The sequence below is a fragment of the Streptomyces akebiae genome, from assembly GCF_019599145.1.
In the GTDB taxonomy this organism is placed as follows: Bacteria; Actinomycetota; Actinomycetes; order Streptomycetales; family Streptomycetaceae; genus Streptomyces; species Streptomyces akebiae.
This window is the reverse complement of sequence record NZ_CP080647.1, coordinates 1,846,707-1,872,710: the sequence shown is the minus strand read 5'-3', so window position 1 is coordinate 1,872,710 and position 26,004 is coordinate 1,846,707. Positions and strand designations below refer to the sequence as shown.

Annotated in this window: 28 protein-coding genes; 11 read left to right on the top strand and 17 right to left on the bottom strand. The window is 68.9% G+C overall.

The window, feature by feature from the left end; genetic code table 11:
- The first annotated feature begins 51 nt into the window (after positions 1-51).
- From K1J60_RS08225 to K1J60_RS08190, 8 genes are all read left to right on the top strand, one after another.
- A complete protein-coding gene (locus tag K1J60_RS08225; RefSeq protein WP_220645607.1) occupies positions 52-1,413 on the top strand; it encodes an ABC-three component system protein in 1,362 nt (453 codons plus the stop codon).
- Entirely contained in the window at positions 1,410-1,898 is a 489-nt protein-coding gene (locus K1J60_RS08220; protein WP_220645606.1) for a three component ABC system middle component, read from the top strand. The genes K1J60_RS08225 and K1J60_RS08220 overlap by 4 nt, the downstream gene beginning before the upstream one ends.
- On the top strand, positions 1,895-3,838 hold the full coding sequence (locus tag K1J60_RS08215; protein WP_220645605.1) for a DUF3732 domain-containing protein: 1,944 nt from the start codon (positions 1,895-1,897) through the stop codon (positions 3,836-3,838). Before K1J60_RS08220 ends, K1J60_RS08215 begins: the two co-directional genes overlap by 4 nt.
- 416 nt (positions 3,839-4,254) lie before the next feature.
- The gene (locus tag K1J60_RS08210; protein WP_398683151.1) at positions 4,255-4,608 is read left to right on the top strand and encodes a DUF317 domain-containing protein; all 354 of its coding nucleotides are present in this window, start codon (positions 4,255-4,257) and stop codon (positions 4,606-4,608) included.
- A 95-nt stretch (positions 4,609-4,703) separates the two neighbouring features.
- Positions 4,704-5,012 (top strand): hypothetical protein, encoded by a 309-nt coding sequence (locus K1J60_RS08205; protein WP_317619702.1) that lies wholly within the window; start codon positions 4,704-4,706, stop codon positions 5,010-5,012.
- A 78-nt stretch (positions 5,013-5,090) separates the two neighbouring features.
- Positions 5,091-5,777 (top strand): DUF317 domain-containing protein, encoded by a 687-nt coding sequence (locus K1J60_RS08200; RefSeq protein ID WP_220645604.1) that lies wholly within the window; start codon positions 5,091-5,093, stop codon positions 5,775-5,777.
- Positions 5,778-5,792: 15 nt separating this feature from the next.
- Positions 5,793-6,368: a hypothetical protein gene (locus tag K1J60_RS08195; RefSeq protein ID WP_220645603.1), complete on the top strand. Its 576-nt coding sequence runs from the start codon at positions 5,793-5,795 to the stop codon at positions 6,366-6,368.
- Positions 6,353-7,246: a hypothetical protein gene (locus tag K1J60_RS08190; protein ID WP_220645602.1), complete on the top strand. Its 894-nt coding sequence runs from the start codon at positions 6,353-6,355 to the stop codon at positions 7,244-7,246. The genes K1J60_RS08195 and K1J60_RS08190 overlap by 16 nt, the downstream gene beginning before the upstream one ends.
- Before the next feature lie 146 nt (positions 7,247-7,392).
- On the opposite strand, the gene K1J60_RS08185 is transcribed toward K1J60_RS08190, so the two are convergent.
- The 11 genes from K1J60_RS08185 to K1J60_RS08135 all read right to left on the bottom strand — a co-directional run bounded on the left by K1J60_RS08185 (position 7,393) and on the right by K1J60_RS08135 (position 16,434).
- Positions 7,393-7,845: an NUDIX domain-containing protein gene (locus K1J60_RS08185; protein WP_259408238.1), complete on the bottom strand. Its 453-nt coding sequence runs from the start codon at positions 7,843-7,845 to the stop codon at positions 7,393-7,395.
- 176 nt (positions 7,846-8,021) lie between these two features.
- The gene (locus tag K1J60_RS08180; protein WP_220645600.1) at positions 8,022-8,717 is read right to left on the bottom strand and encodes a hypothetical protein; all 696 of its coding nucleotides are present in this window, start codon (positions 8,715-8,717) and stop codon (positions 8,022-8,024) included.
- Between the two features lie 103 nt (positions 8,718-8,820).
- Positions 8,821-9,267 (bottom strand): hypothetical protein, encoded by a 447-nt coding sequence (locus K1J60_RS08175; RefSeq protein WP_259407618.1) that lies wholly within the window; start codon positions 9,265-9,267, stop codon positions 8,821-8,823.
- Positions 9,268-9,348: 81 nt separating this feature from the next.
- The gene (locus K1J60_RS08170; RefSeq protein WP_220645599.1) at positions 9,349-11,076 is read right to left on the bottom strand and encodes a relaxase/mobilization nuclease domain-containing protein; all 1,728 of its coding nucleotides are present in this window, start codon (positions 11,074-11,076) and stop codon (positions 9,349-9,351) included.
- Positions 11,073-11,468, bottom strand: a complete 396-nt coding sequence (locus K1J60_RS45685; protein WP_259407617.1) for a MobC family plasmid mobilization relaxosome protein — start codon at positions 11,466-11,468, stop codon at positions 11,073-11,075. Before K1J60_RS45685 ends, K1J60_RS08170 begins: the two co-directional genes overlap by 4 nt.
- A gap of 263 nt (positions 11,469-11,731) precedes the next feature.
- A complete protein-coding gene (locus tag K1J60_RS08160) occupies positions 11,732-12,004 on the bottom strand; it encodes a hypothetical protein (protein ID WP_259407616.1) in 273 nt (90 codons plus the stop codon).
- Between the two features lie 62 nt (positions 12,005-12,066).
- Positions 12,067-12,240 carry a hypothetical protein gene (locus K1J60_RS08155; protein WP_239757810.1) on the bottom strand — a complete coding sequence of 58 codons (174 nt, stop codon included), beginning with the start codon at positions 12,238-12,240 and terminating at the stop codon, positions 12,067-12,069.
- A gap of 14 nt (positions 12,241-12,254) precedes the next feature.
- The gene (locus K1J60_RS08150) at positions 12,255-13,898 is read right to left on the bottom strand and encodes a hypothetical protein (RefSeq protein WP_220645596.1); all 1,644 of its coding nucleotides are present in this window, start codon (positions 13,896-13,898) and stop codon (positions 12,255-12,257) included.
- On the bottom strand, positions 13,895-14,512 hold the full coding sequence (locus K1J60_RS08145; protein WP_220645595.1) for a WhiB family transcriptional regulator: 618 nt from the start codon (positions 14,510-14,512) through the stop codon (positions 13,895-13,897). The genes K1J60_RS08150 and K1J60_RS08145 overlap by 4 nt, the downstream gene beginning before the upstream one ends.
- 117 nt (positions 14,513-14,629) lie before the next feature.
- Positions 14,630-15,385: an ATP-binding protein gene (locus K1J60_RS08140; protein WP_220645594.1), complete on the bottom strand. Its 756-nt coding sequence runs from the start codon at positions 15,383-15,385 to the stop codon at positions 14,630-14,632.
- The gene (locus tag K1J60_RS08135) at positions 15,382-16,434 is read right to left on the bottom strand and encodes a hypothetical protein (protein ID WP_220645593.1); all 1,053 of its coding nucleotides are present in this window, start codon (positions 16,432-16,434) and stop codon (positions 15,382-15,384) included. The genes K1J60_RS08140 and K1J60_RS08135 overlap by 4 nt, the downstream gene beginning before the upstream one ends.
- Before the next feature lie 818 nt (positions 16,435-17,252).
- On the opposite strand from K1J60_RS08135, the gene K1J60_RS08130 reads away from it, so the two are divergent.
- Complete coding sequence (locus tag K1J60_RS08130; protein ID WP_220645592.1) at positions 17,253-18,158, top strand: helix-turn-helix domain-containing protein; 906 nt, start codon at positions 17,253-17,255, stop codon at positions 18,156-18,158.
- Between the two features lie 39 nt (positions 18,159-18,197).
- Here the strand turns inward: K1J60_RS08130 and K1J60_RS08125 are convergent, their stop codons facing one another.
- Genes K1J60_RS08125 through K1J60_RS08115 form a run of 3 tightly spaced genes read right to left on the bottom strand, consistent with a single transcriptional unit; the run spans position 18,198 to position 21,088 of the window.
- Complete coding sequence (locus tag K1J60_RS08125) at positions 18,198-19,397, bottom strand: metal-dependent hydrolase family protein (protein ID WP_220645591.1); 1,200 nt, start codon at positions 19,395-19,397, stop codon at positions 18,198-18,200.
- 29 nt (positions 19,398-19,426) lie between these two features.
- Positions 19,427-20,533, bottom strand: coding sequence for an MAB_1171c family putative transporter (locus K1J60_RS08120; RefSeq protein WP_220651345.1), 1,107 nt, complete (start codon positions 20,531-20,533; stop codon positions 19,427-19,429).
- A 12-nt stretch (positions 20,534-20,545) separates the two neighbouring features.
- The gene (locus tag K1J60_RS08115; RefSeq protein ID WP_220645590.1) at positions 20,546-21,088 is read right to left on the bottom strand and encodes a hypothetical protein; all 543 of its coding nucleotides are present in this window, start codon (positions 21,086-21,088) and stop codon (positions 20,546-20,548) included.
- Between the two features lie 701 nt (positions 21,089-21,789).
- On the opposite strand from K1J60_RS08115, the gene K1J60_RS08110 reads away from it, so the two are divergent.
- Entirely contained in the window at positions 21,790-22,230 is a 441-nt protein-coding gene (locus K1J60_RS08110; protein ID WP_220645589.1) for a pyridoxamine 5'-phosphate oxidase family protein, read from the top strand.
- 419 nt (positions 22,231-22,649) lie between these two features.
- Here K1J60_RS08110 and K1J60_RS08105 read toward each other — a convergent pair whose 3' ends face one another.
- Positions 22,650-23,855 carry a hypothetical protein gene (locus K1J60_RS08105; RefSeq protein ID WP_220645588.1) on the bottom strand — a complete coding sequence of 402 codons (1,206 nt, stop codon included), beginning with the start codon at positions 23,853-23,855 and terminating at the stop codon, positions 22,650-22,652.
- A gap of 170 nt (positions 23,856-24,025) precedes the next feature.
- Here K1J60_RS08105 and K1J60_RS08100 point away from each other — a divergent pair, with 170 nt between their 5' ends.
- Positions 24,026-24,544 carry an NUDIX hydrolase gene (locus K1J60_RS08100; protein WP_317619701.1) on the top strand — a complete coding sequence of 173 codons (519 nt, stop codon included), beginning with the start codon at positions 24,026-24,028 and terminating at the stop codon, positions 24,542-24,544.
- 20 nt (positions 24,545-24,564) lie between these two features.
- Here the strand turns inward: K1J60_RS08100 and K1J60_RS08095 are convergent, their stop codons facing one another.
- Both K1J60_RS08095 and K1J60_RS08090 read right to left on the bottom strand, forming a co-directional pair.
- The gene (locus tag K1J60_RS08095) at positions 24,565-25,116 is read right to left on the bottom strand and encodes an NUDIX hydrolase (protein WP_220645587.1); all 552 of its coding nucleotides are present in this window, start codon (positions 25,114-25,116) and stop codon (positions 24,565-24,567) included.
- The gene (locus K1J60_RS08090) at positions 25,113-25,955 is read right to left on the bottom strand and encodes a class I SAM-dependent methyltransferase (protein WP_220645586.1); all 843 of its coding nucleotides are present in this window, start codon (positions 25,953-25,955) and stop codon (positions 25,113-25,115) included. Before K1J60_RS08090 ends, K1J60_RS08095 begins: the two co-directional genes overlap by 4 nt.
- Positions 25,956-26,004 lie beyond the last annotated feature (49 nt).

Below are 26,004 nucleotides of genomic sequence, written 5' to 3'. Positions count from 1 at the left end.
GGCATCCACCGGATGCCTGGGGCTCACGCACGTCCGGACACATTGTGGGCTGTGCCCAATCCCGCTCTAGCCTCGGCCGCTGTCGTCAAGGACAGTAAGCGCAACTGGCTGATCGTCCCCGAACCCCTTAACCAGGTGCAGTCCGGTCGCTACGATCTCCGGGCGGGCACGATGGAGCAGGTCGGAGCGGGGGATGCAATGAGCGGCAAGTCTGATCCCTTTGAGGCGTCCGCAGCCGCGCTCGGCTACCTGTACCAGCTGCGCATGGCTTTGCTGGTGTGCGTGGAGCATCTAGAGACAGGTTTCGACTGGACGGTTGCCATCGAGGCCGCAGACGACATCGAAGCCGTGCGCGATGCGTCCACAGACTGGTGGCAGCTCAAGCACCGGGCACCCGGGACGCGGATGACCGATGCCAGCAGCGACCTGTGGAAGACGCTGCGGATTTGGGCGACAGCCGTTTCCGGCCAGCAGATTGACCTGGAGCGGACGAATCTTTTTCTGCTGACAACCGGTATCGCGCCTGAGGGGACCGTCGGGTCCTACCTGGCGCCCAGTCGGCCAGGCGGACCACGGAATGAAGCAGAGGCGCTGAAGCTGCTGAATGCGGCCCGCGACAACTCGGCTGCGAAGAGCCCGACCGTCCTAGCCAACTTCGCAGCTTGGGACGCTCTGGATCAGGATCAGCGGTTGAACCTACTCAAACGCATCCAGGTACTCGATGAGGCCGACAACATCATGAAGGCCGGTGACCAGCTGCAGGGCCGGGCTGCCCTGGTTGTCGGTCACGCCCACGCGCAAGCCTTCCTTCAGCGTTTGGAGGGCTGGTTCTTTCAGCGCTGCATCGCCCACCTGGCAGGCAAGGGATCCGGTCCGGTCACTGGAGTCGAGTTCGATGACGTCTTTGACCAGCGCCGTAACCAGTTCCGGCCCGACAACCTTCCCATCGATGCCGACGTCGTCGACCTCACCGGCGAGGTCACCGAGCACACGGAGAAGACCTTTGTGCGCCAGCTGACGCTCGCCGGGATCGGTAACCGCCGGATCCGGATGGCAGTCAGGGACTACGTCCGGGCATATGAACAGCGCTCCCGGTGGTCCAACGAAAACCTTCTGCGCCCCGGCGAACTCGGCAACTACGAGCGGCGCCTGGTCGAGGAGTGGGAGAGACGCTTCAATGTCATGGTCGACGACCTTGGCGAGGACGCGGCCGAAACCGAGATGCGTGCACAGGCGAAGAAGATCTATGCCTGGGTCGAGCAGGACGCCCGGACCAAAATCAGGGAGGGCTGCGACGAGGCGTTCGTGACGACAGGCTCCTACCAGATGCTGGCCGACGAACAGCGTGTCGGCTGGCACCCAGACTTCGAAGCCCGGCTGATGGCCCTACTGGAGCCGGCGGCGGGCCGATGACCGCCCCCGTCGAGTTCAGCCGCGAGGAACGGGCCCTGTTCAACCCGGCGTTCATGGCTCTCGTCAGCTGCCGCGCCGTACAGGGACATCAGCGCGATGCGGGCTCCTGCCCGCTGCCCATTGCGGTCACTGCCGCGGTGATGGCTCTCCAGCCAGCCATTCGGGCGATCCTGCCAGGAACGACGAGGGCGAGCTTGCCCAAGTGGGCCGAGGACAACCAAGCAGTCCGTGTCCTGATGGCAGCCAATGCACCCGGCCTGGCCGCAATGGTCCGCCCCGGCATCCTTCTCTCCCTGCAGACGGATCTACTCAGCCTCGACCAGAGTGCACTACTGACCCTGCGCCCCCGCGCGATACCGGCAACGATCACCGGCACCTCAGATACCGTCGTCGCGATCCAAAAGACGGCACACATGCTCGGCCGCTGGCTGCCCACCGGCGGAAGTACCGCCACGACCCTGACTTTGCTCGGAGTGCGCCCGTGACCTACCAGATCAAATCGCTGGCCTTGTACGGGCACCGCCCCGGGCAGATGCGAGTCCTTGCACTCAACCCGGGCCGCCTCAACATCATCACCGGCGACTCCCGCACGGGTAAAACCTCGATCTGGACCATCACCGACTACTGCATGGGTAGCAGCGACTACCCCGTCCGCGCCGGCAAGGTACGCGACTACACCAGCATCTTCGCCCTGCAGCTGGTGCGCGGCGACCAGCAGCTGTTCATCGCCCGTTCGGCTCCCGAGAACAGCACCACTCCCGCTCCCCGGCTGTGTCTGCAGTTCCAGAGCGCGGGCGCACCCCCGCTGACCCGAGACGACATCGACTTCACCTTCCCGCTGGATGCCGCTCGCCGTCTCCTCAGCGAGTTCTGCGGCATCGACCGGACCATCCGTATCCCCGCAGCACGCGGCACCACCATGTCGCCGTCCATTCGCCACGCCCTGTTCTTCTGCCTCCAGGCACAGAACGAAATCGCCAACCCCGACCACCTCTTCCACTCCCAGGGACATGAGTGGCGGCCGCAGGCCATCCGCGACACGCTGCCCTACTTCCTGGGCGCAGTCGATCCGGAACAGGCCATACGCCACGCCCGCCTCAGACAACTGCGCACCGAACTGAAAAACGTCGAGCGGCAGATCACTCAGGTCGCCCAAGCAGCTCCCGCGCCCGGACAAGCCCGCGCCCTCATAGCTGAGGCCGAGAGCGCAGGTCTCCTGCCTGCACCGGTCGACGACACCGTCAGTCTCGACGAGGCACTGAGCATCCTTGCGTCCGTGCTCACCCACGCCCCTGGCGAACTCGGATACCCCGACTCCACCGACCACACTGCCCTGTTGGACCGCGAGCGACAGGAATTGCGCTCCCGCCATCAGCAGATCAGAGCGCGAATCACCGAGCTCCGCCAGACCCTGGCCGAAGAGAGCAGCTATCTGGTTCAGGCCAGGGATCAGCGAGAACGACTCGCCTCCCTCGGCCTGCTGGGGACCGCAACCGACGGCACCGGCCAGCACTGCCCCGTATGCGACAGCGTGGTCTCCCCGGCACAGCAGACGATTCAGGCGATCCGTGAGGATCTGGAGCGTCTGGACTCCGACGTCGCCTTCGTTAGCGACGACAGCCCTCTCGTCCAAAGCATGATCGCCGCCGAGGAAGAGCAACTTCAGCAACTGCGCGCCGAAGTGGTCCGCAACCGTGAACAGCGCCAAGCACTCGACGCTGGCGTACGAGAGGCGGCCCGCTACCGCAGCCAAGCCCTGCGCGCGGCTTCCGTCCAAGGCAGGATCAGTCTCTTCCTCGAAAACGCGGCCCGAGCGGAACACGCTCCGCCCATCGCCGACACGCGCGAGGAACTGAACCGGGAAATCACGGACCTTGAGGAGGTGCTCGGCTCCGACACGCAGGCCGACCGGCTCTCCAGCTGCCTCTCTTTGATCAACCAGAAGATCGCGACCAAGGCCCGCACACTTGGCCTGGAACACTCGGAACACCCCGTACGGCTGGACCTGCGCCGCCTCAGCATCGTCGCCGACACTCCTCGCGGCCCGGTGCCACTGAGCGACATGGGTAGCGGCGAGAACTGGCTGGGTTACCACATCGCGGCCTTGCTAAGTCTGCATGAGTGGTTCGCTGAGCAGGGACGCCCCCTGCCGCGCGTCCTGGTCCTAGACCAGCCCTCTCAGGTCTACTTCCCTTCCGACTACGACGGACCACAAGTGGATCTCGCCGGCGAGGACCGCACTTCACTTCTGCGGGTCTACCAGGCCATCAATGACACCGTGAGCCACCTCGACGCAGGCTTCCAGGTGATCGTTATGGAGCACGCGGACCTGGAAGACGACATCTTCCGCACTGCGGTTGTGGAACGCTGGCGCGGCGGGCGCGCAGCTCTCATCCCACCGGCCTGGATCGACCAAGGAGACTGACCCACCTCTGGGCGAAATTGCTGGCGGCGCCGGATTCCAACGCCCCGGCGCTCTCGGTGATGAGCTTCGCAATGGAGGCTCAAGTGCTACCGATGTGCCCTCGTGGCTGAGAACGTGGCACGAAATCTGAGACCCCACAATCGTCAAGGACACCAGTTGTCCGTTGAAGTCAGCCGGGCGCTGCGACGACTCACTTCCATGGCAAGGCAGTTTTGTGTCGCCGAGCGGCTCCAGCCCGCTGCGACCTGCGACGAGCGGATTGGATGGCAAGGAATGCCATGGGCTGGGTTCGATGCAGCGGTCACCAGTTCGCCTGGGGCAGACATGAAAGATCGCGGAAGGACTGGCCAACGCTCCTGGAGCATGTCAACGTGGACGCCTTCCAGGAAGAATACCAGGTCAGAGAGGTGATGCCGGTGGCCGTAGAGGTTACCCAGCCCGGATTTGCCGCGACTGTCGCGGCCCTGAGGCTGCGCTCCTGGAACCTCGGTCCGGGCCAGCCGACGCTGGTGACCGACCAGTTTACGGACGCCGACTTCAAGTTGGTCGTGGACGACCGCGCCGATGTCCATGTGAACAGCAAGGACGGGCGCTTCTACCTCGGGTGGTTCCCGACGGGTCGTCCCGGCACCGACGGTGAGGGCTGGGTGATCGCGGTCACCGGCACCGCGAAGGTCCGCGGGTACCGGATGTCGTTCGACACCGAGACTCCGGCGGCCATCGTCGCCGCTGCCGTGGCCCAGGTCCTCGCCACCTCCCAGCCGCTCTGAACAGCGGGACCGACGCCACACCACCGGGCGCCCTGCGCGCCGCATACCCTGCCCAGCTTCGGGACACCCTTGTCCGCTACCGCGAGGAGAACGCTGTGGACGAACCGCATCTGCACGAGATGAACGTCGGCGAACTCGTCGACTTTCTGGCCGCCTGCGACCGTGAAGCGACGGCCCGGCTCGCCATCAACCCGCTCTTTCCCATGGCCCACCGTATCGGCGGGGTGATCGCTGCCCAGGATGAGAACGGCGACCCGCTGGTCTTCATCACCGAGGCCAAGGACGCCGAGCAGGTCGGCCACCTCCCACCGGACGTCGCCGTCGAACTCACCTGGCACGAGCGGACCGAGGCTCCCGCGCGCCGCCGTCGCAGGGCGACCGGGCCACGCGACGACGGCAGCTGAACCACCAACGACCCTACGGAGGCGCCCCTGCACCCGCACGACCCCTACGACCCTGCCCACCCCGACCCGCAGGAGGCGGTGTACTGGGTCACCCCGCGCCACCTGGCCGGCGATGACGGCGCGCTCGGCGAGCGGATCGGCGACCTGCTGACCGGCCTGGGCTGGCGGCTGTGGCCGACCTCCCGCCACACCCTGCTGTACGTGAGCCCGGACGAGCTGCGCGGCGCCGAGTGGATCCTCGCCAGCTACCCCTTTGAACTCGGCGGACTGCCCGTGGCGTGGCAGTTGTCCGCCCGTCCGCATGCCGCGAGCGCCCTGACGGAGTGGAACGCCTACTTCACCACGGGTGTCCCGCACGAGGCGCTTGCCGACCTCCTCGTCGCGCTCGATGCCCGCGAGGCGCCCGACACCGGGTTCGACGGGCCTCAGGCGGTCATGGCCGCGCTTGTCTCACAGGGCTGGATCCGGGACGTGGACCGCCCTGCGACCGCGGCCACGGACCCCGGCTTCGCTTCCAGCGTGTCGCTGGAGGAACTGCCCAAGCTCATTCAGGACGCCGACCCGCGCCCCGATCTGATGGGCTGGCAGGCGTGGGCGGAGCCTGTTTTGGGCGCCCCCTATCTGTGGTGCGCCAGCTTCAGCGCCAGCGTCCCGCACGACCTGGTCGCGGCCTTCGCCGCCTCGCTCGCCTCCCCGGTCCCCGTGCCTCGGCGCACCCTGCCCGAGGGCGCGCAAGAGCGGCTCACCGTCGTGCGCCGTGACTGACGACGACGCCTCCTCATGCCGGCCGCCCCTCGCCCCGGGCGGTCGCTTCCGCTGCGTAAGGACACCGATCTGTCGGTTTCATACCTGTCCCCTGGACGACTCGCGGTCGCCAATGCCATCGCGGCGGCCGGGCCGGGACGTCACTACCTACGCGTCATCCGGCCGCTGGTTGCCCAGGAAGTGCTCGCCGAACTCCTCTACCTGGGCGGCAACACCCTTGTGCTCGGGCCGGTGAGCATGGAGCGCTTTGACCGTCTGACGCGCCTGGTAGACCGGGCCCTGGAGGATGCGGGTAATCGGTGCGGGTCGTCGGTGCTGTCGCTGGTGTCCGATGCCCCCACCGACTCGGGCCCGGCCCGGACGGTGACCCGGTACATCATCGAAGACGGGCAGTGCACCGAGGCCGGAGAGCTGAACGCGCGCGAGTACGGCGAATGCGCGGTCACGCTCGCCCGCGTCGAGGCTTACAGACGGCCGAGGACGCGCGCACGCTCGCCACCCTGCCCGGCCGTTTCGACTTTCTCTGACGAGCCTTTCGTCACCCACCCGCCCCACACTGACCCTTGGAGGTCTGCTTGCCCCTGCCCATGATCCGGCTGTCCATCTCTCCCACGAACGGGACCGCTCACCACGGCGTCCTGATCGACACCGAACCGTTGACGGTGTGCGCTACGCACTCGACCGATCTCGCACCGATCGCGGAGAACACCACGCACTCTTTGTGCCAGAGCTGTACACGCGCCTGGCTGATTCTGACAACGCAGCCGCACCCCGGCGGCGAACGAGATCTCCGGCCCGCCGCCGGCACCGGCAAGGGCGCCACCGCCCACCTACCGATCCCCGGCCATCTGCTGGGCTACTGCGGCAAGTCCCTTGACCCTCACTCGACTTCGGCCCGCCGGGTGTGCGCCAACTGCTCGGCGCTCGCGGCGGCCCTGGAGCGCTTCCACGGGCTCGCGGGCGAGGTGAGCGTGTCCTTCGACGGATCCTGCCCGCGCGACGAGGACCTGCTGTGGGCACCCAAAGGCCACGCCAATCTCGTCACGGGACACCGCCGCCGCGCCGCGACCGGCACCGGCCTGTGCGACACGCCGCTGGCCGGACCGAACCCCGAGGCCACCAACGAATGCTCCCCCTGCCGCCGAGCATGGAGGACCGAGCGTGACCGGCGGACCGCCGCGCTTCCCCACATGAGGGCACGCGCCCGCTGGTGGGACCAACGCCGTGAACTGGACACCTTCCAGGGCCGTGCCGATGGCCTCAACTCCGGCGACGCCTATACGCTTTCCGGCTGCCCGGACCAGCACCACGTCCTGACCGTGACCCACCCCGGCCGGAGTCGGCGACTTGCCGCCCTGGTCTATGTCCCCGCCGCCGACGAGATCGTGGAACTGGGCCTTCACCCCGATCGCCTGCTTGCCATCGAACGGCCGCACGCGCCGGAGGCGGGCATGCCCACGCTGCCATGACCACCTGTGGCGGCACGCACCAGCCTGCTCTGGACGCGCCGTGCCTGGCCGCCGCGTCACCCAAGGGCCCGGTTTCCTCGCCTTCGTAAGGTGAGGAAACCGGGCCCGTTTTCGTTGCGTCAGGCTGTGCCGTTCCGTCTCGGTGCTCACAGGAACTCGGAGGATGTGGGTGGCGTGGGGTCGTTCCTACGGGGTGGCAGACGCAGTGCGAGCTGTTCGACGTAGTGCCGGACATGGGGCGGCATCGGCTCGGGCAGAGCGTCCAGCGGGAACAGACGAAGGGCCTGCCCTTCGCCGAGGACCAACTCGCTCTCGGTGCCGTCCCAGACTGCGGCGAACACGTGGGGTGGCGTCTTGCCCTCCTCGTAGGCGGTGACAGCCACTTCCTCGATCACCGCCGGTACGATGCCAGTCTCTTCCAGCAACTCGCGCAGGACCGTCTCGAGCGGCGTCTCGTCCGCCTCACGTCCGCCGCCGGGAAGCGACCAGCGCCCCGGCCAGCCGATGCCGGCCTTGTCGTCCCGCAGCTGCAGCACGACCTCACGGCGCGGTGTAGTGACGAATGCGAAACACCCGCGGGTCTTCGTGGGACGGTCCACCACGCCGGTGACCTCTCTTCGTACGACAGCGTCCGGATGGCCCACGGCCGAAGCCGGAGCCGGAGCATGGCCCTCGCTGTGTGCAGGGCCCTGCAGCACGGTAATGCTGGATGAACAACGCCCCGTTCTCCACTGCCTGGCAGCGGGGAGAACGGGGCGCGACGGAGCGTCGAGTGTCAGCGGGCCTGCGCCGCCTGGACGGCGTCGGCGAGATGGGCGTCGACGAGAGCGGGCGCCCCGGACAGGACCACCAGAATCGTGCCGGTGCGGATCGCCGTCTGCTTGACGACGCTGCGCTGCCCGCCGACCGCGTAGGTGAGCAGCTGGCTCCACTGCTCGTCACCCAGGTCCGGGGCGGCCGTCTGCTTCGTGCCGATGTCGATGACGATGCTGCCCGACACGAGCTGGTACGTGGGGCAGGCGGTCATCGCGTCGAAGATCTCCCCGATGCCCTGCGAAAGCTTCGTCGCGGTGTCGCTGTACAGCTCCTCGGACACCTCGGAGTCGCTGCCGCCGGCGTAGGTGAAGGACGCCTTCGCCTTGCGGGGGAAGGACGGGCCGGTGCCGGTGGCCGCGCTGCTGCCGAGCTTGGCCAGTGCCGGGCAGCCGATCACGGTGACATCGTCGTGCGTGGCCGGGCGCTGCGGCTTGCGGCTGTAGCCCTCGCCGAGGTCGCTCTCGTCAAGGAGCCGCTTGCTCAGTGCGGCCGAGGACAGCGGCGCCGACGCTGCGGTATTCGAGCCCACCTTGCGCGGCGCGGCGGTTGTGGGGGAGGCCGGCTCGGCGGAGGTGGTGCTGCCCGTCGAGCAGCCGGTCAGAACCAGAGCGGCGAGAGCGCTGAGGCTGAGGATGGTCGTGGTGGGAAGGCGCATGCGAAACCCCTAAGTGGCCTGCGAAGCGGACAGGTTGACTGCGCCGGCCCTCCGGGAACCGGCAGAGAGAAGGGGAGTTGGGGTTTCAGGGGTTTCGCCGGCTTCAGTGGCCGAGGTGGCGCAGGCCCTCGTCGAGGGTGGGGTGGAAGTGATCGACCGGACCGGAGTTGCGGTTGAACCACACCGGGTCGAGGCGGGGCTCCGGCGTTGTGTGGCCGGCCCGGCAGCGCAGGTGGATCGTGTCGTCGCACATGCTGAAGATGATCCAGTCCCGGTATGCGCCGCACTCGGGGCACGAACGGACCTCGCCGTCGATGACGAGTGGCTGCTGCCAGCGCATCATCAGGCCCTCGACCTCCTGACGCGAGGGGACCCGCAGGTCCGGCGGCAGGAAGTCGGGCACCACCGCCTCCGCGGCCGGGTCCGGAGCCTGATCAGCAGTGGGTGCCGGGGGCTGGAAGCCGGGATGCGACTGCATGGTGTGCAGCAGGGCGTGGCCGGCACGCTGGGCTTTACGGAATTCACGGTGGGCACGAGCACGTCCGAACATCCGCTCTCCTTCTCTTTGTCTGACAGGCCACAAGGAGGGTGCCTCATACGCCTGACCTGCTTCAACTCTCAGACTCCGTAATCAGCGGGCCTTGCCCGGACCCTCGCCGCGGCCCGCTGCGGGCTTTGTCGCACGCCCCGGCGTACTGGCCGAGGTAGGGATGGAGCCGATGGGCATAGTGGTCGCGTCGGCGGGCAGATCGGCCATGCGGCGCAGCCGCCACACCAGCACGTCGCTGATGGAGTCGGCGGTGCCCAGCTCTCGCCGCTCGGCGGCCTCGGCCAGCAGCACTGCCGGATCGTGGCCGGCGCTCTCGGCGTCGGCGAGGGTGGCCGCGAGGGCGTACCAGCCCGGCTCGGCCAGGATCTGCTCGGCCAGCTGCGGCACCGCCGCTCGTAGGCAGGCGGCCTGTTTGTGCCGCAGTGGCTGCGACAGGTGCCGTCCCCGCTGGTACAGCACCCCCAATGGGATGCCGGCGGCGGCCTGGTAGGCGGCGCGCAGGTGCTCGGCGGCCTGGCGGGCGGCGGCGGCCTGCTGGGCGTGGTTCTTCTTCGCGTGCCAGTGGGCTGCGGCCGTGACGAGGAAGAACGCCATGTCGATCAGCATCGCCGTGGTGGCTCCGTCCTCTCCGCGGCCGAGTGCGGGTCCGCTGTAGACGAGGTCGCGGGCGGCTTCGCGCAGGGCGCGGTCGTGCCCGCGTTCAGCTCGTACGTGAGAGCGGGTGGCCCGTTCGAACGCGAAGGCCGCATCGCGCAGTTGGGTACGGGTGTGGGCGGCTGAGGTCTGGGCGAGTGCGTCCAGGATTTCCCCGGCCGCCGCGATCTGCGCGGCCACCGCCGCGTCCTGGCCGCCGTCGATGACCAGCACCGCCTGCCATACGGCCGTGGCTGCCCGGCGCCTGGCCGTGGCCGGGCCGCTCGGCGCCAGGGGGGTGGCTTGGTCCGAGGACGTGTCGGCGCTCGGTGAGGGGGTGTCGTTGGAGAAGCGTTTACGTATACGGGGCAGGGACAGGTCGGGGGAGAGGGTGGAACCGGCGTAGTAGACGGGCTCCTGGTCTTCGTTGCGGTCGTCGGGGAGCGCGACCTTGTAGCCGAGGAGGTCGCCGGAGGGCGCGACGCGTTTGTGGATCAGTACGCCGGCGTCGGCTAGGCGGTCGAAGAACTCCTCCTCACTCGTGGCGCCGGCAACTGCCTGCCGTACGGTCTCGCGCAGTTCCTCGCGGGCGGGGCGCTCGCGGCCCTCGCGTTTGGCCTTGTGGCGCTCGGCGCTGGTGGGACGTTTGGCGGCGGTGCCGTCACCGGTGTTGAGCTGCTTGAGTCCGTACTCGGCTTCGATCAGCCTGGCTTCGGTCTGGGACCGGGCGGCGTCGTTGTTCAGCCGTGGCTGGCGGCGGTCCTCGCGGACGAGTGTGGCGATGATGTGGATGTGGTCGTCGGCGTGCCGTACGGCGGCCCAGCGGCATGCCGCGTCGTCGCCGTCGGGGGCGATGCCGGTGGCCGCGACCATGCGCCGGGCGATGTCGCCCCACTGCTCGTCGCTGAGGATGGGGTCCTCGGGGGCTGCCCGGACGGACAGGTGCCATACGTGCTTCTTGGGCCGACGGCCTTTGGCGAGGGCCTCGACGGGCATGTCCAGCAGCTGCTGGAGGTCGGCGTATGTGGCGTTCGGGTCGCGGCCGGGATCGGGGGCGAGGCTGTCCCAGGCGGCAACCAGGTGGGGGTCGATGTGCTCCTCGTGGGTGCCGGGCCCGTAGAGGTAGTAGAGCAGGCCGATGGTGCGCTGCCCGCGATCGTGGACTCGGGGAATCATGCCGCGGTGGTCTCGGTCTCCAGGTAGTGCCGGGTGAAGGCGTCCACGCGGCGGGCCGCGCGGGTCACGGCGTCGAGGACCGCCACCGTGTTCGGGGCGTCCGCACCCGAGTTCAGGGCCTTGGCCACCTGATTGACGTTGTTGCCGATGTGTCCGAGGTGCCGGCGCAGGGCGAACAGCTCGTTCAGCACTTCGCGTTCGGTGGCGATCTCGGCGGCGGTGCGGTCGAGATCGCGGGCGGCTTTGAGAGCGGCGTGGGCAAGGAAACTGGCGACGCTCATACGGCACGCGGACGCTGCACGTGCGAGCAGCTGGTACTCGTCGTCGTTCATGCGGCAGCTGGGCTGGCGCACGCGCTTGTGCTCGTCACGCAGGCGCTCGCGCTGCTGCACGTGCGGCTTCGACGGTGCGGTGTGGGCGCACTGCTCGGTGTGGCAGGTATGCGTGTGATCTTCCCCCGGACGCGAGCCGCCCTCGGTCGCGTCCTGCTCGTTCGGCGCCCCCTGGCGCCGGACTTCTCCCGCCACTTCAGGGGCGGGGGAGGCAAGAGCATTGCTCCCGTCGGGAGCAATGCTCTTGCGATAACTTGCTCGCTCAGCAAGCGAGTTGGGGACCGGCTCATCCGGTGTGGGAGTGGGGCTCGTAGTCGAGTTCGTCATCGGGTGCGGTTCCTGGTGGCGCGGAGTCGGTGCTGGATTTCGGCGGCGAGGTCCACCATGGCGGCCGGTCCGTCGAGGACTCGGACGCGCGTTTCGGGTGTGTCCTGGACGAGCCACTGGCCGTTCGGTGCCAGCACTGCCGCGTGCAGGAGCTGGTGGGGGATCAGGGCGTCCGCCCAGGCGGCGGCCTCGGCGGCGGTGGGGGTGTACGTCCGTGGGCGTGGGCGTCGGATGGCGTTTTCCTTCCGGAGGGGGCGGTGGCCCCGCACGAAGCCGGGCCACCGCAGCGATTGAGTGCAGTGGAGTCGCCTGACCTGCGTCTAAGCAGGTGTCAGCCGCACTCGGGGCAGCGGGCGAAGTGCCGGCTCATCGCCCTGGCCATATTGCCTTTGAGCGTGATCGCCTGCTTCGCGCTGGTCTTGGCCGATGGGGTGCCGGCTTTGCGCTCCGCATAGGCGGTCAGGAAGCGGATGTCCTTCTCGAAGTCGGACTTGATGTGCGACATGCGCGGGCACGTCCTCACCGTGCACTCCTCTTCTTCGTGGTGGACGTGGCCGTTTCGTGGCGCAGACGCTCCAGGACCGGCGTAAGGCGGTCGTTGCGGATGCCGATGTCGTGCGCGCGCATGATTTCCCTGAGCTGGCTGCGCGTGACCTCGGCGTTCCCGTCCCGTTCCAGCAGCTTGGGCACGTGGGGACGGAGCTGGGTGACGAGCTGGTCCACACTCACCTTCCCCTGCCTTCGGGACGGCTTGCCCTGACCACCTCGGGACCGGTTCCGGGACGCCTTCGGCCTCCTGCGCGCGGGGACCGAGTGGGGACGGTTCCCGCCCGACTCGGTCCCCGTTCCGGTGTCGGGGTCACCGTGGTCCCCCTCGTTGGGGACCGGTTGGGGACGGTCCCCGTTGGACTCGGTCCCCGTTACGGAGTCGCGGGCATCGTGGTCCCCATTGGGGACCGGCGTCGGGGACGGAAGATCTGGGCTTTGAGCTGCGGTTTTGTCCCCGTGTTCCGGGCTCGCGTCTGTGCGGTCCCGTGTGGTGTCGGTCCCGGGGAGCGCGTGGTCCCGGTCCCCAGTCGGCGTGCGGTCCCCGGTTTCCAGGGCCGCGGGGGGACGGTCCCCGCTTTCGGCAGGTGCCATCTCGGGGACCGGATCTGCATGGTCTCCTTCGGGACCGTCCCCGATCGGTGTGGTGTTCGCATTGGGGACCGTGAGCAGGCGGATCGGCCGGTCCCCGGATGCCGTCCCGTCGGCGAGGGACGGGCGGACGGGATCGTGGGCCGTGTGGTCCGCGTCCTGTGACGGGTGAGTCCAGGGCGAGGGCAGGTCGACCGTCGCGAGCGCGGTGGCATGGCGGCGGGCGGCGAGCTGGTCCAGGAGAGCGCGCCTCTGCTTCAGGTCGGTGCCGACGTCGGCCTTGGCGAGGGCCTTGGACAGCCGCCGGGTGATCCGCCGTCCCCGCCAGCTCTCGCGGCTCTTGGCGGAACGTTCCGCCAGGCGGGCGGCCAGGGCGACTGCCTTGGCGGTGGCGCGGTCGCGGGTGATCTGGGCGGCGTCCCGGTCGCGTTCGGCGATGCCGAGGCGGGAGAGCAGACGCTCGCGTGCTTCCCGTCCGAGGGTGGCCAGGATGCCGTGCGAGGCGGCGCCGGGTTTGCGTAGTCGCAGCTCGATACCCATGGCCTGGTGCCACAGCATCGCCGCCATGATGGGGCCGACGAAGGCCCTCACGGTCCCGCCTACCGGGCCGGACTCGGCGTAGGCGGGGATCACCTGCACGCCGGTGATCATCCAGACCAGGACTCCGGGCAGGCCCGGTGCGCCCTGGGAGGTGAGGTTCTGGCGAGCCATCAGCGCGGTGGCGAACAGCGCCAGTTCGGCGGCGCCGAACATGGCGGCACGCTCGGTGGTGCCAGCCATGTCGAGGTAGTCGGCGGCGAACCGCCAGCTGGTGTCGGCGCTGTAAGCGGTGCAGCCGATTGCGGCGAGCGCTGCGACCCACACCGCCAGCGCAGACGACCGTTCCGTTCTGGCGCGGTCGCGGCTGCGCAGGGTAAGCCACCCGCCCACGAGTACGGCGAGGACCGGCAGCGCAACGGCGGCGGTGATCACGGGCGACAGCCCGAAGGCGACGGCAGCCAGGGGGATAGCGGTGGGGTGGGTCATGCTGCCCTTCCGAGCGCGGTGATCAGGGCATGGGTGTGCACCTGCCGGGGCACGGGCGAGGAGGTGGCCTCGTCCTCCTCGTCGTCGGGCGTGGGCTCGGCCTCGTCGTACAGGCCCCAGTAGCGGTCGCGGTCGGCGACGGCATGGGCCGCTCGACGCATCAGGTCCCGGGCCCAGTCGAGTTCGAGCTGGAGGGTGTAGGCGAGGCGCTCGGGGGACCATCCGCGGGCGTAGGCGTGGCGGACGACGGCCTCACGTTCGGCGTCGCTGAGGTGCACGTCGCGGCCCTGGAAGGCTGCCTTGACCCGCGCGTAGTCGAGGCGCTTGCTGACCCGGGCGTGCCAGGGGCGGCGCTCGATCTCGGTCAGCCCGCCCCACATCCCGTGCCGGATGTCGTTGTCCAGGGCGTAGTTGAAGCAGTCCTTCTTGACCGGGCATCGGCCGCAAATGGACTTGGCTTCCGAGGCGGCCTCGTGGTCCCGTGGGGCGTGGAAAAACAGCTCGTCGGCGTCCTCGGCCGGCATGCCGTAGCACAAGCCCCGGGCGTTCCAGCTGTGGTCGGCGATCCCGCGCAGTGTCGGGCGCGCGGTGTCGTTCGTGGTGATGGTGCGCAAGTCAGTCTCCGGGTACGCCTCAGCGGCGGCACCAGCGTGGGTGGGCGCGGTGATGAGGCGAGGCAGGGGCGCGGCGGTGCCGCACCGGAGGTGAAGTCGGTTGCGAGAGCGGCCGGTTCAGCGGCGCTGGAAGCGCCGGTCCGGGCCGCTGAAGTGGACCGGTGTGCACATGCCGGACAGGCGGGACAGGACGCGGTCGCCGATCACGTCGCGCAGGACCGGCTGCTGCGGGGGCACGCCCCGGTCGCGGACCGGCGGCAGGTTCGTGGTGAAGATCGTCGGCAGGCGGTTCTGGCAGCGCCAGTTCACCAGCCGGAAGGTGATCTCCTCCGTCCACTGCGAGCCCTTGGCGGCGCCGAGGTCGTCGAGCAGCAGCAGCGGCACCCGCACGATCCGGCGCAGCATGTGCTCCGGATCCACCCCGGACTGCGGGCGCATATCGGCGTACAGGTCGGCGGCAGTCGTCGCCTGCCAGGACACGCTGCACCCGGCGGCGGTCAGGGCCCGGATCGCGCCGTACGCCTGATGCGTCTTGCCCGCCCCGGTGCTGCCCCACAGCAGCAGCGACGGGCCGTGCGCGATCCGCCGGCGTCCGGCCTTGCCGTAGTGCGGGTTGAGGCCGCCGGCGTTCGGCTCGACCGCGGCCTCGGTGATGGAACGGACCCAGGCGGCGACGTCGGGGTGCTCGACCACGGCGTCGCGGTAGTCGACCGGGATACGCGCCTGCGCGGCCTCCAGCGCCGGGATCGGCTCCGGGGTGTCCGGCAGCGGCGCAGTCGGGTCGATGCCGCGTTCGGTCAGCCTGGCCTCCAACCGGGCGCGCAGCCGCTCGCCGATGGCGGGCTGAGGGTCGGCGAGGTGTGCGCGGGTCACAGGTGGCCTCCGAACGTCGTCGGCTCGGTCGGGTTGAGGTAGGGCGTGTATCCGGAGGTGCTGGCCCAGGGCCCCGCGCCGGAGGCGGATGACGCCGCCGAGGTGGCCTGCGGGGCTGCGTTGACGACCTCGTTCACCAGGCTCGGCAGCACGCTCGGGTGCAGGCCCTTGGCCCGCAGCCGCTCCAGGGCCGTGCGGATGTCCTGCGGGTCGAAGCGCTCGTCCAGCAGAACCCGGATCTTGCGCCCCAGCAGCCCGAGGACGTCCTCCGGCGGTCGGCGCTGGCAGTCCCTGACGTACTCGGCGACCAGCTCCTTCGCGGAGACCGATCTGGAGACGGCGTCGGGTGCGGGCGCCTCGCGCCCCCTAGGTACAGATCCAGGATCCAAGATCCTAGATCCAGAGCGGGAGTCCTCCGGGAGTCCTCCCGTAGTCCTCCGGGAGTCCTCCGGGACTGCCGTCTGACCTGCACTTTTCCCCGGCGGTGCCGCAGCGGATGCAGCCGGGCCGGTCTGCGGCACGGACAACGTCTCTCCGGGGCCCGTGGTGGTCTCTGCGGGCTGAGTGGCGTCCGCGACCGGGCGGTGCGCCCCTCCCTGCGGGCTCCCGGAGTGCTCCGGGAGGGTTCCGTGAGACGTCACGGACGGTGCCGTGCGCGTGGTGGGGCAGGCGCCGGTCTGGCACTTTCCGCACGGCTGGTGGCCCTGGTGGCGGGTGCAGCGCGGCACCCGGGACACCGTGGCCTTGTTGATCTTCTGGTGCTGCTCCCACGTCACGACGTGCAGCCAGGTACGTCCGTCGCATCCGGTGTAGCGGCATATCAACCCGGCGGTGGCCAGCTCCTCCAGGTCCTGGGCGACGTGGGCGGCGGTGTGCTCCGGGCGTAGTGCCCACAGGCGTCCGGCGATGATCGCCGGGTGGTCGCGGTGACGGCCGGAGTCGTCGGCCTGGGTCAGCAGCCCGATGAAGGTGAGCATGGCGGTCACTGAGCACTCCGCCAGCGACTCCGACTCGAACATCTCCGGCTTGACGGTGCGGATACGTGCCATCAGGCAGCACCGCCACTCCGCCGCACTGACGGGGTGGCAGGGGCACAGGCTGCCGCGCAGGCCGGGGTCTTCGGCCTTTCACGCAGGGCAGTCGGCATGCGAAACTCTCCCTTGAAGCAGATCCGTTCCGGTGCTGGTGGAAAGGGACCAGAGCGGATTCGTTGGGTGATCTCCGCGCCCTTCCCGGGGCGCGGGTGTCCTGGCCGTTTGGCGTCTGAGAGTTCCCGCTCTCAGGCGCCGTCGGCGTTTATGGGGCCGTGGCCCGTTGCGGTGGGCGGTGCGCGCCTCACGCGTCTCCTTCCGTGTCGGTCGCCGGGCGGATGCCCGGCGGGGGACCAGCAACATACGTGTGGCCTGCGAAGACATCCAGACTTAGCTCTTGCCTTCTCGACAACTCGTCGGGCGGCGCCCAGGGCGGGTCGAGGAGGCGGAGCGAGGCGAAGGAGAAGTGAGCCCCGGAGTCAGGCGTCGCACGCACCGAGCGGACTGGCCGCTGGGCTTAAGGGGTGCTGCGGCATGGCGCGGACTTCCTGACGGAGAGGGGAGAAACGGGGTATCCACTGCGGAGCCGGGGGGACTACTGCTGGGACTGCTGACCCCCAGGTACGCGGTGGAACACGCCGCGCCGCCGCGAAGAGGGGACCTCTCACACGAGGTGCGGGACCTCACCGCAGCCCAGAGGTGCTGGTGGGGAGGCCGAATCCAGAGGGCGAGCGGTATGCGAAGGCGCTCTGTTTTCGCTACGCTGAAGCTATTCCCACCAGAAGTAAAAGTCAACAAGATGCATTCACTTCAACTTGGAGAAAAAGCGAGGTCTGATGCCTGCCCGTCACTTCGACCGAGACCGTGCTCGCGCGGTACGGCGAGCTGCCGACATCTTCCAGAGTGAGGTGGCGGCAGAGCTGGGCGTGTCCGACTCCGCGGTGGCGAACTGGGAGGCCGGCCACTCCTCGCCCGATCCGGAGAAGCTGCCCGCATACGCGGCGGCCCTCAGGGGTGACCTGGACGATCTGTTTCCCCGTCGCGGCCTGCCCGATCTGGCTGATCTGCGCTGCGACGCCGGCATCTACCAGTACGAGACGGCCGCGGTGATCGGAACCAAGAGCGCCGGACCGGTCGCGGGAGCCGAGCGAGGCGACCGTCGGCTCAAGGACAGATACGTCCCGGCCCTGGCAGAGAAGTATGGCGTCAGCGAAACAGAGTTGCGCCGGGCCGAGGATCGTTCCATGGCCGCCGCAGAGGCGCGGAAGAACGGCACGGCGGAGGAGCCTGGAACCCAAGACACCACGGCTCCGGACTCGAGCGGGGTGCCGGGATCCCTCGCCGAGAAGATCACTCTGCTCCTGCAGCGCTCCTACCCCGGTCCGCAGGGACCCCCCTCGGACGCCGAGATGGCGGCCGAGGTGAATGCCCATGCCGGGGCGGAGATCATCACCGGGGAAGACTTCGCCGATCTTCGGGCCGGCGTCACGGAAACGGCGCCGCCCGTGGTCCTGGATGCGCTGGCCGCCGTTGTCGGTGTGTCCCGGATGTACTTCGAGCCGGACGAGGCCGTGGCCGCCCAGGTCTATGAGGGTCTCCAGTTGCTGGCCGCCGCGAAGAAGGGCGCCGTGGGCCGGGTGCGAGCTCGCGGCCTGGGTTCGAGGGGTCTGTCGCCCAAGGCGTTGGCGCTGGTCAACGAGCTGGTGGCGGAGATGACGGAGAAGGAAGCGGACACCAAGTAGTCCGGCCCGCAGCTTCTGGGCTGCGGGCCGGCGGCGTGGCTACTGCTGCTTCTCTGCTGGCCAGCTTGCCTCGTGCACCCGTCCTGCCGCGATCACGGCACGGATCTGCTGGAGGGCACCGAGGTCGTCCAGCGGATCTCCGCCGACGATCAGCAGGTCCGCGCGGAGCCCGGGCGCGATCCGGCCCGCCTTCCCGCCTAGCCCCAGGGCTCCGGCCGCGTCCACGGTGGCCATGTCGAGGATCCTGCTGTTGGGCAGGCCCAGGTGCTCGTAGAACGCGAGCGCCGGCACGAGCCCGTCGAACCCGGCCCGCTGAACGCCTGCGTCGGTGCCGGCGATGAGCTTGGCGCCGGCTTCGGCCATCTCGCGGACCAGGGCGAACATGGCTGCTGCCCGCTCTTCTCCGAAGAAGCGGGGCAGCATCTGCCAGTGCGGGCTGACGGCCGGGCAGACCGCGATGCCCTGGTCGATGATTTTTTTCAGGACGTCCTGACGGAGGTCGAAGCCGTCGCTCGTCATCCAGGTGCAGTGCTCGATCGTGTCCACGCCGGCGTCCACGGCCGCTGCGATGCCGTCCGCTCCGTGCGCGTGCGCGGCCACCGGCACTCCGGCCTGGTGTGCCTCGTCCACCAGGGCCTGGAGTTCCTCTGCGGAGAACTGGCTCTGCCAGCTCTTCGGCCCGTCCTTGGTCAGGCCGCCGCCGGTCACCATCGCCTTGATCACGCCGACACCCCCAGCGAGGTTGCGGCGCACGAGATCACGGACCTCGGCCACGCCGGAGACCTCACCGCCCAGGAAGTGGCAGTGGCCTCCGGGCGGGGTGGCTGGTGTGCCCGCGGACACGATGCGCGGGCCGGGAGTGCTGCCCCGGTTGATCTCCGTGTCGAGGCGGAGGGCCAGGCCGTTGCGGTCGCCCAGGTCGCGGACCGTCGTCACACCGCTGGACAGGAGCTGCTTCGCGCGCTGGCGCATGTCCTGCAGCAGTCTCTCGTCGCTGGACTCGTGGAGAGTGGCCACAGGGTCGCCGCCGCCGTCGAACGCGAGATGCACGTGGGCGTCGATCAGCCCGGGCACCACCGTCTCGTCGGGAAACGCCAGGAGGATCCCGTCTGCCCCGGCGCGGTCAGCGAGCTGCGTGCGCGGCCCGACTTCGATGATCGAGTCGCCCTCGACGAGGACGGCACCGTCCTCCAGGTACGTCCCGGACCCAGTCAGGACCCGGCCGGCTGTGATCAGCATCTCGTCTCGTCTCCCTCGTTCTTCCACGGTCACGCAGTCAGCCGGAGCGCTTCCGACACCGCGATCAGCTGACGGACATCAGCGTTCCGGTCGTCTTCCTGCGGCACTGCCAGGGCGACCGCCTGACCCGGTGCCGGGACGCCGTTCTTGATCATGGTCGCGGCGGATCGCAGGCGCCGGGCCAGCTGAGTCGGATCAAGGTCCAGCAGGCCGGTGCCGTCCTCCCCGCGGACCAGGTAGGGGCTGATGTCAACCAGTCCGTCCCGGCATTCCACTATCCGCCGGTGGTAGCGGCGGTGCACGCCACGCGCCCGCCACCGGTCCCAGAGCCCGCGGGAAGCAGGGCGCAGCTCATTCTCCGGATAGACCTCGATCAGCAGCTGCCACAGCGGGATCAGCCGACGGTGATCCCGCCGCCGGCGCAGCCACAGCCGCGTCGCCGTGATCCTGGCGCGAACCCCCGAATAGGTGATGCCCGCGACGAAGAGCAGACTCGACACCACCAGCCCGACCGCCACGCTCGCCGTGAGCTGGTGCGGCACGGACCCCCCGCTCCACCGGACGGCGACGAAGACCGCGCGGACGGCGCAGGCCGCCGCCATCGCGCCGAGGCCGATCGCGGTCATCCACAGACCCGTCGCGTGAGGGCGACGGGACATGCGGGCGTAGCGGGCGGACCACCGTCCGGCAGCACCGAGCGCATACATCAGGTACAGGCCGGCGCCGGTGTAGAAGAAGGCGACCTGGGGGATCGTCATGTCTGCCGTGCTGAACGAGCCGGCGAGCGCCTCGTGCGGCACGCTCACGGCCGCCAGGATGATCGCCGCCGTGACTGCGGCCACGACGGCGGCTTCCCACCGGGCACGACGCCGCGCTGCGTACCCGTCGGCCGAGTACAGGTAGAAGCACATCAGGAAGTAGACCGTCAGCAACAGTAGGACGTTCTGGACCAGCTTCGCCGTGCCGTGCCCGGCCACGGTGTCGATGCCGGTGGTGCCCCCCGGCATGGCCACCGGATACGACAGGCCCGCGCTCAGGAGGGAGAGGGCGACCGACCGGGTGGGAGCGTCGTGCGGGGCGCGCGACCACAGGTAGAGCCGCCATATGACGGCAGCCGCGATGATCAGCAGGAGCATCTCGGTCACGGACTACAACCATCCTCGCCGGTCGCCCAGGGCGGACTGCACTCGACGTACTTCCGGGTCGTCGGACAGCGGCGGGAGTTCGTCGAGCACCGAGGACCACTCCAGGATGATCGTGGCAGCGAGCTCGACCGAGCACTCCTCCTCTTCCTCGTACGAGCAGCGGCGGGCGACCCGCCGGATCAGCTTGGGATCGAGTACGGGGATGAGGGTCGCCCAGCCCTCGACGAAGTCGTCCGGGGACTCCTCCGGCGACTCCTCGGCCTGGTCCTCCTCCCACTCGGCGACGAGGATATGGAGGATCTCGTGGAGGATGATCTGCCGCTGGTGCAGCCGGGTCGTCTCCTGCTGGTAGAGGATCACGTCCATCTGCGGCATATCGATCCACAGCCCCGAGGGTCCCGGCTTCTCCAGCGGGAAGGGGCGCAAGACGATCGGGCGTCCGCGCCTCTCACTGAGCGCCCGGACCAGCTCCTCCACGTCCAGGGGCGGGTGAATGCCGAGGTTGCGCAGCTCTTGCCGCAGCCGCCGGTGGAGGTCGCGTTCCACGGTCCGCCTCTCAGCCGCACGCCACCGCCCCAGCCGCCGACGGCTCGCCTGCTCTCGCGCAGGCACCGGAGATTCCGGAGCGCCGCGACTTTCTCCCGGAGACATTGAGCAATCCCTTCGTACCGGCCGATCGGGGCTCTTACTCGGAGCCGGGCGCCAGCCACCACGGGTCAACGATGTTCGGGTCCCCGGACGGCATTCGTGAAGGTGATCACGGACGCCGACACCAGCACCGACCGAAGGGCACACGCCGCCCCAGCGATTGAGCCGCGAGGACACGCTCGATCCCCTCCGGACACACGGTCGCTAGCGCGAACGAGCATTCGGCCCGGTCGAAGCCCTTCGGTGAGGCTCACGGGAACAGTCTCGGACTTTACGTGAGGCCCGCATGAGATCAAGGCCGGAAAGCGACATCTTGAAGATCAATGAAAGGTGGTGATCAGTACCAATAAAACCTGCCAAATCATCCATTTCCGAGTTTTGATCATGGCCCTGAACTGCTGATTCGCTTGTGGTCATTTTGGTCGCTCGCGCATGGCGAGCTCGCGTTTCTGTTACCGGTTTGAGATATTCTGCAACGGAGTAATGCGGGCATGTCGTAGTCAATGCCGCATAATGTCGACGCTCTGAGTGTGAGGGCTTGTGTGGAAGCGGTCACTTCTGTGTCAATCCGCGAGGTGCTTCGCGTTACGATCCCGGGCATGCCTAGTGACAAATTCAGCCAGACGCTTGAACACTCTGAGTTCTGGAATGAATACCATCTGTGCACACTGACCACTCTGCGGACCGACGGAAGTCCGCATGTGGTGCCCGTCGGAGTCACCGTTGACGCCGACGCCGGAGTCGCCCGGGTTATCACACGCAAATCAAGCAAGAAGGTCGCCAATATTCAGGCGTTCCGTCCCGGCGAAGCCCGCGTGGCCGTTTGCCAGGTCGACGGAGGACGCTGGGCCACCCTGGAAGGACTGGCCGAGGTGCTCACCGACGCCGCAGCGGTCGACGATGCCGTGGCGCGCTACGCCGACCGGTACGGACGGACTCCGGCCCCGGACCCCGAGCGCGTGGTCATCGAGATCAAGATCGAACGGGCCATGGGACTGGCCGCACTTACCCGCCCTGCGTCGACTGAACGTGCCGCGTGATCTGGCCTCCTGCCCTGTTGCCGTACAGGCGGCGGCACGCGGCGTAGGCCGATCCCCACACAGCCCTCGGTGCCGCCGGGCACTTGAGGCTGGCGCTGGCGCGGCGTCGCAGGTGACGTGACGCTCAGTTGTTGGTGATGGCAGCGTCGCGGAGCATCTCGAAGAGCCTCGGAATCTCGTCCTCCGTGGCCTTCGTCGACATCGCGAGGTAGCCGATCACTTGCGTCATGTCGGCCGTCGTCATGATGCTGCGGGCCCTTCACGTGGACTGCCGCCCCAGCCCATCGGGCGCACATGTCGATGTGATCCGCGGTGCGGCAGTTGGTGATCCCGGACATGACGATGGTCAGTACGCCGCGGGCAGATGAGGTTTCGGGGCGATCCAGTCCTCGCTGCTGCCCAAGTGGCTCAGCAGATGATCAGTGCGTCGGCATCAACTCGGGTCGGGCGGCGACGGCATCGCGCAGGAAGCTGAGCTTGGAGTAGAAGGTGCTTCCCTTCGTCAGGCCACGTGCCGCGAGGTACGAGAGGAGCCAGTGATCGATGCGCTCCATCTCCCGCAGCACCGCTTCCTCATCGTGGTCGAGGAGGCTGCGCGAGCGCCGGTACTCCATCTCGCACTGCGAGAGCACGACGTCCGGTGCGGCCAGGAGCGAGCAGCGGTCGAAGAAGATGCCGAAGACGTGGCCGGTACGCATCGATTCGCACTGGATGTCGTAGCGGACACGCCGGAATGGCGGCAGCGCCTGCACCTGGAGGCCCAGCTCGGAGCGCAGGTACTCGCCGAAGCTGTCCGGGGAGATCTCGATGTCGGTGGAGATCTGCTCGCGGCGGGCGAAGGTGTCCTCCTCGAACCACTTGCGCTTGAGCACATGGGTTCTGTTGACCGTGGGGATGAAAGAGGCGTAGCCGCGCTCCTCGTCGGGACCGACGACGTCGAACATGTGGTTGTCGAAGTAGTGGATCTGGAATTCGTCCCGGTATTCCGGGCGGCAGTCGGCCAGCTCGCCGTGGCGAAGGGATTTGAGCAGCTCCATGGAGACGGGCCAGATGTCGGGGGCGGGCTGGAGGTTGTACTTGTACTCCAGCTCAGTCCCGGCGAAGTGGGTGTGGAAGTAACGCAAGTGGTTGTTGAGCCGCAGCGCCGACTCGGCGTGCGCGGTCAGCACCGGGTCCAGCCAGCGCAGCGCCTCCACCGGGCCGTTGCCGACGGGTTCGCGGGTGGTGCGGAGGAAGCAGGCGTCGTCGGCGTAGAACCGGATCTGCGCGTACACGTGGTAGCCGCCGCCGGGGTGCTCGGCCAGGTAGCACAGCGGTACGAGTCCAGGTGCCGCGGCCGTCCCGACCATCTCGCGCAGCGCGGTACCGGCGGTGGCGTCGGGGAACAGGTCGCCGCCCTCGATCCGGGTATCCGCGAGCCGGTCGCCGGCTGCGGTTAAGGCGGTGGTGGGGCACGTACCGAGCGTGTCCCACCGTACGACGACGGTGGTGCTGGGGAGACTGACCTCTTGCGGCGTCACTCGAACCAGCACGATCGGGTTGTCAGGGCGGCGGCTTGCGGTCTGGTTGAGCAGGTGGATTCCGCCCAGGACGATCCAGGCGGCTCGCGCCATGTCGCTGCTCATGGCTGGTACCCCTTTCTGGAAGCGGACGCCGCGATGGTGCCCTTGCTGCTGACCGCCCCCACGCCGCTGTCCGCGACGCGCCGTCTACAGCTCAGAACTGACCTGGTTGGGGGGCGTGATCGGGAGGCAACGCGCCCTGCCCGGGGCGCCTTCGGCATAGGGTGAGTCAGATGATCGACCAGGTGACCTTGGAAGCGGCGCTCGCCGATGCCCGCCTTGCCGCGCTGGAGTTCGACGGCGCACGGGCATGGTTGGAGAACGCCCGGCAAGGGCCGATGGAACCGCTCGCGGCCGAGGTCTGGGTTACCGACCCGACCTTCAGCCACGTCCTGCTCGTGAAGCACAGGGTGCGTGGATGGGTACCGCCTGGCGGCAAAGTCGAGTTGGGCGAGACACCGCGGGAGGCCGCTGTCCGCGAGCTGTGGGAGGAGACCGGCCTGCGCGGTGAGCTGCTGCCCGCGCCAGCGGCTGTCGCTGTGCGTTCCTACCGGGCCGACTGGTCGGCGACGCTGGGCTTGTCGTACGCCGCGGTCATCGGCCGCGACGTGCCACTCGGTGGGGAGAGCGGGCAGCCGCCGAGGTGGGTCGCCCTGGAGGAGGAGTGGGAGAGCGCCTTCCCCGAGGACCGCGACCGCATCGGCGCGCACGTCCGCCGACTGGCGGCCGGGCAGTCGGTCGGGGCGTACTGAGCCTCGCTCCAGGCTTACCGTCAGATGACCCGGTCGATCAGGTCCAGGGCTTCGGGGGCCAGCGTTACGAGCTGCAGGTCGTGCAGGAAGCGGACCCACACCGGCGCAAGACCGGGCTTCGCCGTGAACTCCGATTCGCTTATTCGGCCTTCGGCGTAGGCCGCGGTGCGGTGCGCGTGCTGCTGGAGCTGGTCGGGGTGTATCCATCGGGGGTCGCGCACCTCTCGGTCGGACGGTCGAATCGGCCCGGATACCTGGGCCTGGTAGATCCACCAGCGGTGGCCCACGGTCTGACAGGTCGGGCGGCGGCACCGGTTGGGCCGCCACCGCTCCAGCAGCAGATGAAGATGCGTGACGGCCAGGCCGACTTCCTCAGCGACCTCCGCGCGGGCTGCCTGGCCGGGGCCGCCGTGCTGGTCGACATGGCCGGCCACCGGGGCGATGCCGGCCGGGGGCGTCGCACGCTCGAAGACGAGCAGTCCGCCCGGTGAGGAGATGAGTACTCCGACGCTGGTGTGGTCGCAGCACGCCGCGCCGCTGTCGTCGCTGGTGGGTGGAGAAAACGCGGTCAACGCTCGCCCCAGGGCCGCTCGGCTACCACCACGAGCCAGCTCGTCACAGTCGGCGCGCCGGGTGAGGTCAGGGCGTACGCCTTGGACAGGATGTCCATCCGCTGGGCGTGGGTGAAGTCGCCGTCGGGCCGGGCGAAGACGGGTATCGACAGCCACGCCGCCTTCTCCGCCACGGTGCCGTGCTGGGCGACGATCTCGGTGTCCCGTACGGACAGCTCGGCGGCGGACAGGTGCTCGGCGACCGCTTCCAGCGGCAGCTTGGGCGGAGCTTTGTCGGACAGGGGTGGGGTGTAGCCGTAGTCCCGGGCGGCGATCTGTTGGATCAAGCTGTTCAGCGACGGCCTGGTGCGGGCGGCCTTCTCGTCCTCGTGGCGGACTCCGGCGAACCCCCCGCCCACGTTGAACACGAAAAGGCCGCCCGGCCGCAGGACTTGGCGAACAGCGGCGAACACGTCCGGCACGTGGGTCTTCCAGATCGCGGAATTGCACACCACGGCGTCGACGCCACCGGCATGGACATGGTCGGTCAGTTCTTCGGCCGGCGCCGCGACCCAGGTCAGACGCGTGTCGCTCACGGTGCGGCGGCCGACGCGCTGCATGGCGGCGGCGCTGTCCAAGGAGACGACTCTCGCTTGGGCCGGGGCGAGGGCGAGGATCGCCTCGGCGGTCGCTCCCGCACCGCCGCACAGATCGACCACCAGGCGGCTGTCCGCGAGGCGGGCGCGCTCGGCGAGGTCGCGGCTGGTGGCGCTGTACATGGGGTAGTTGCGGGTGAAGGCGGCGTACGCCTCGGCGGTGGAGTCCTCGTCCCAGCCGAGGACGGCGTCATGGGGTGCCACGGTCGGATGCCTCGCTTCGCAGAAGACCCCGGCCCGGCCGACCGGGCCG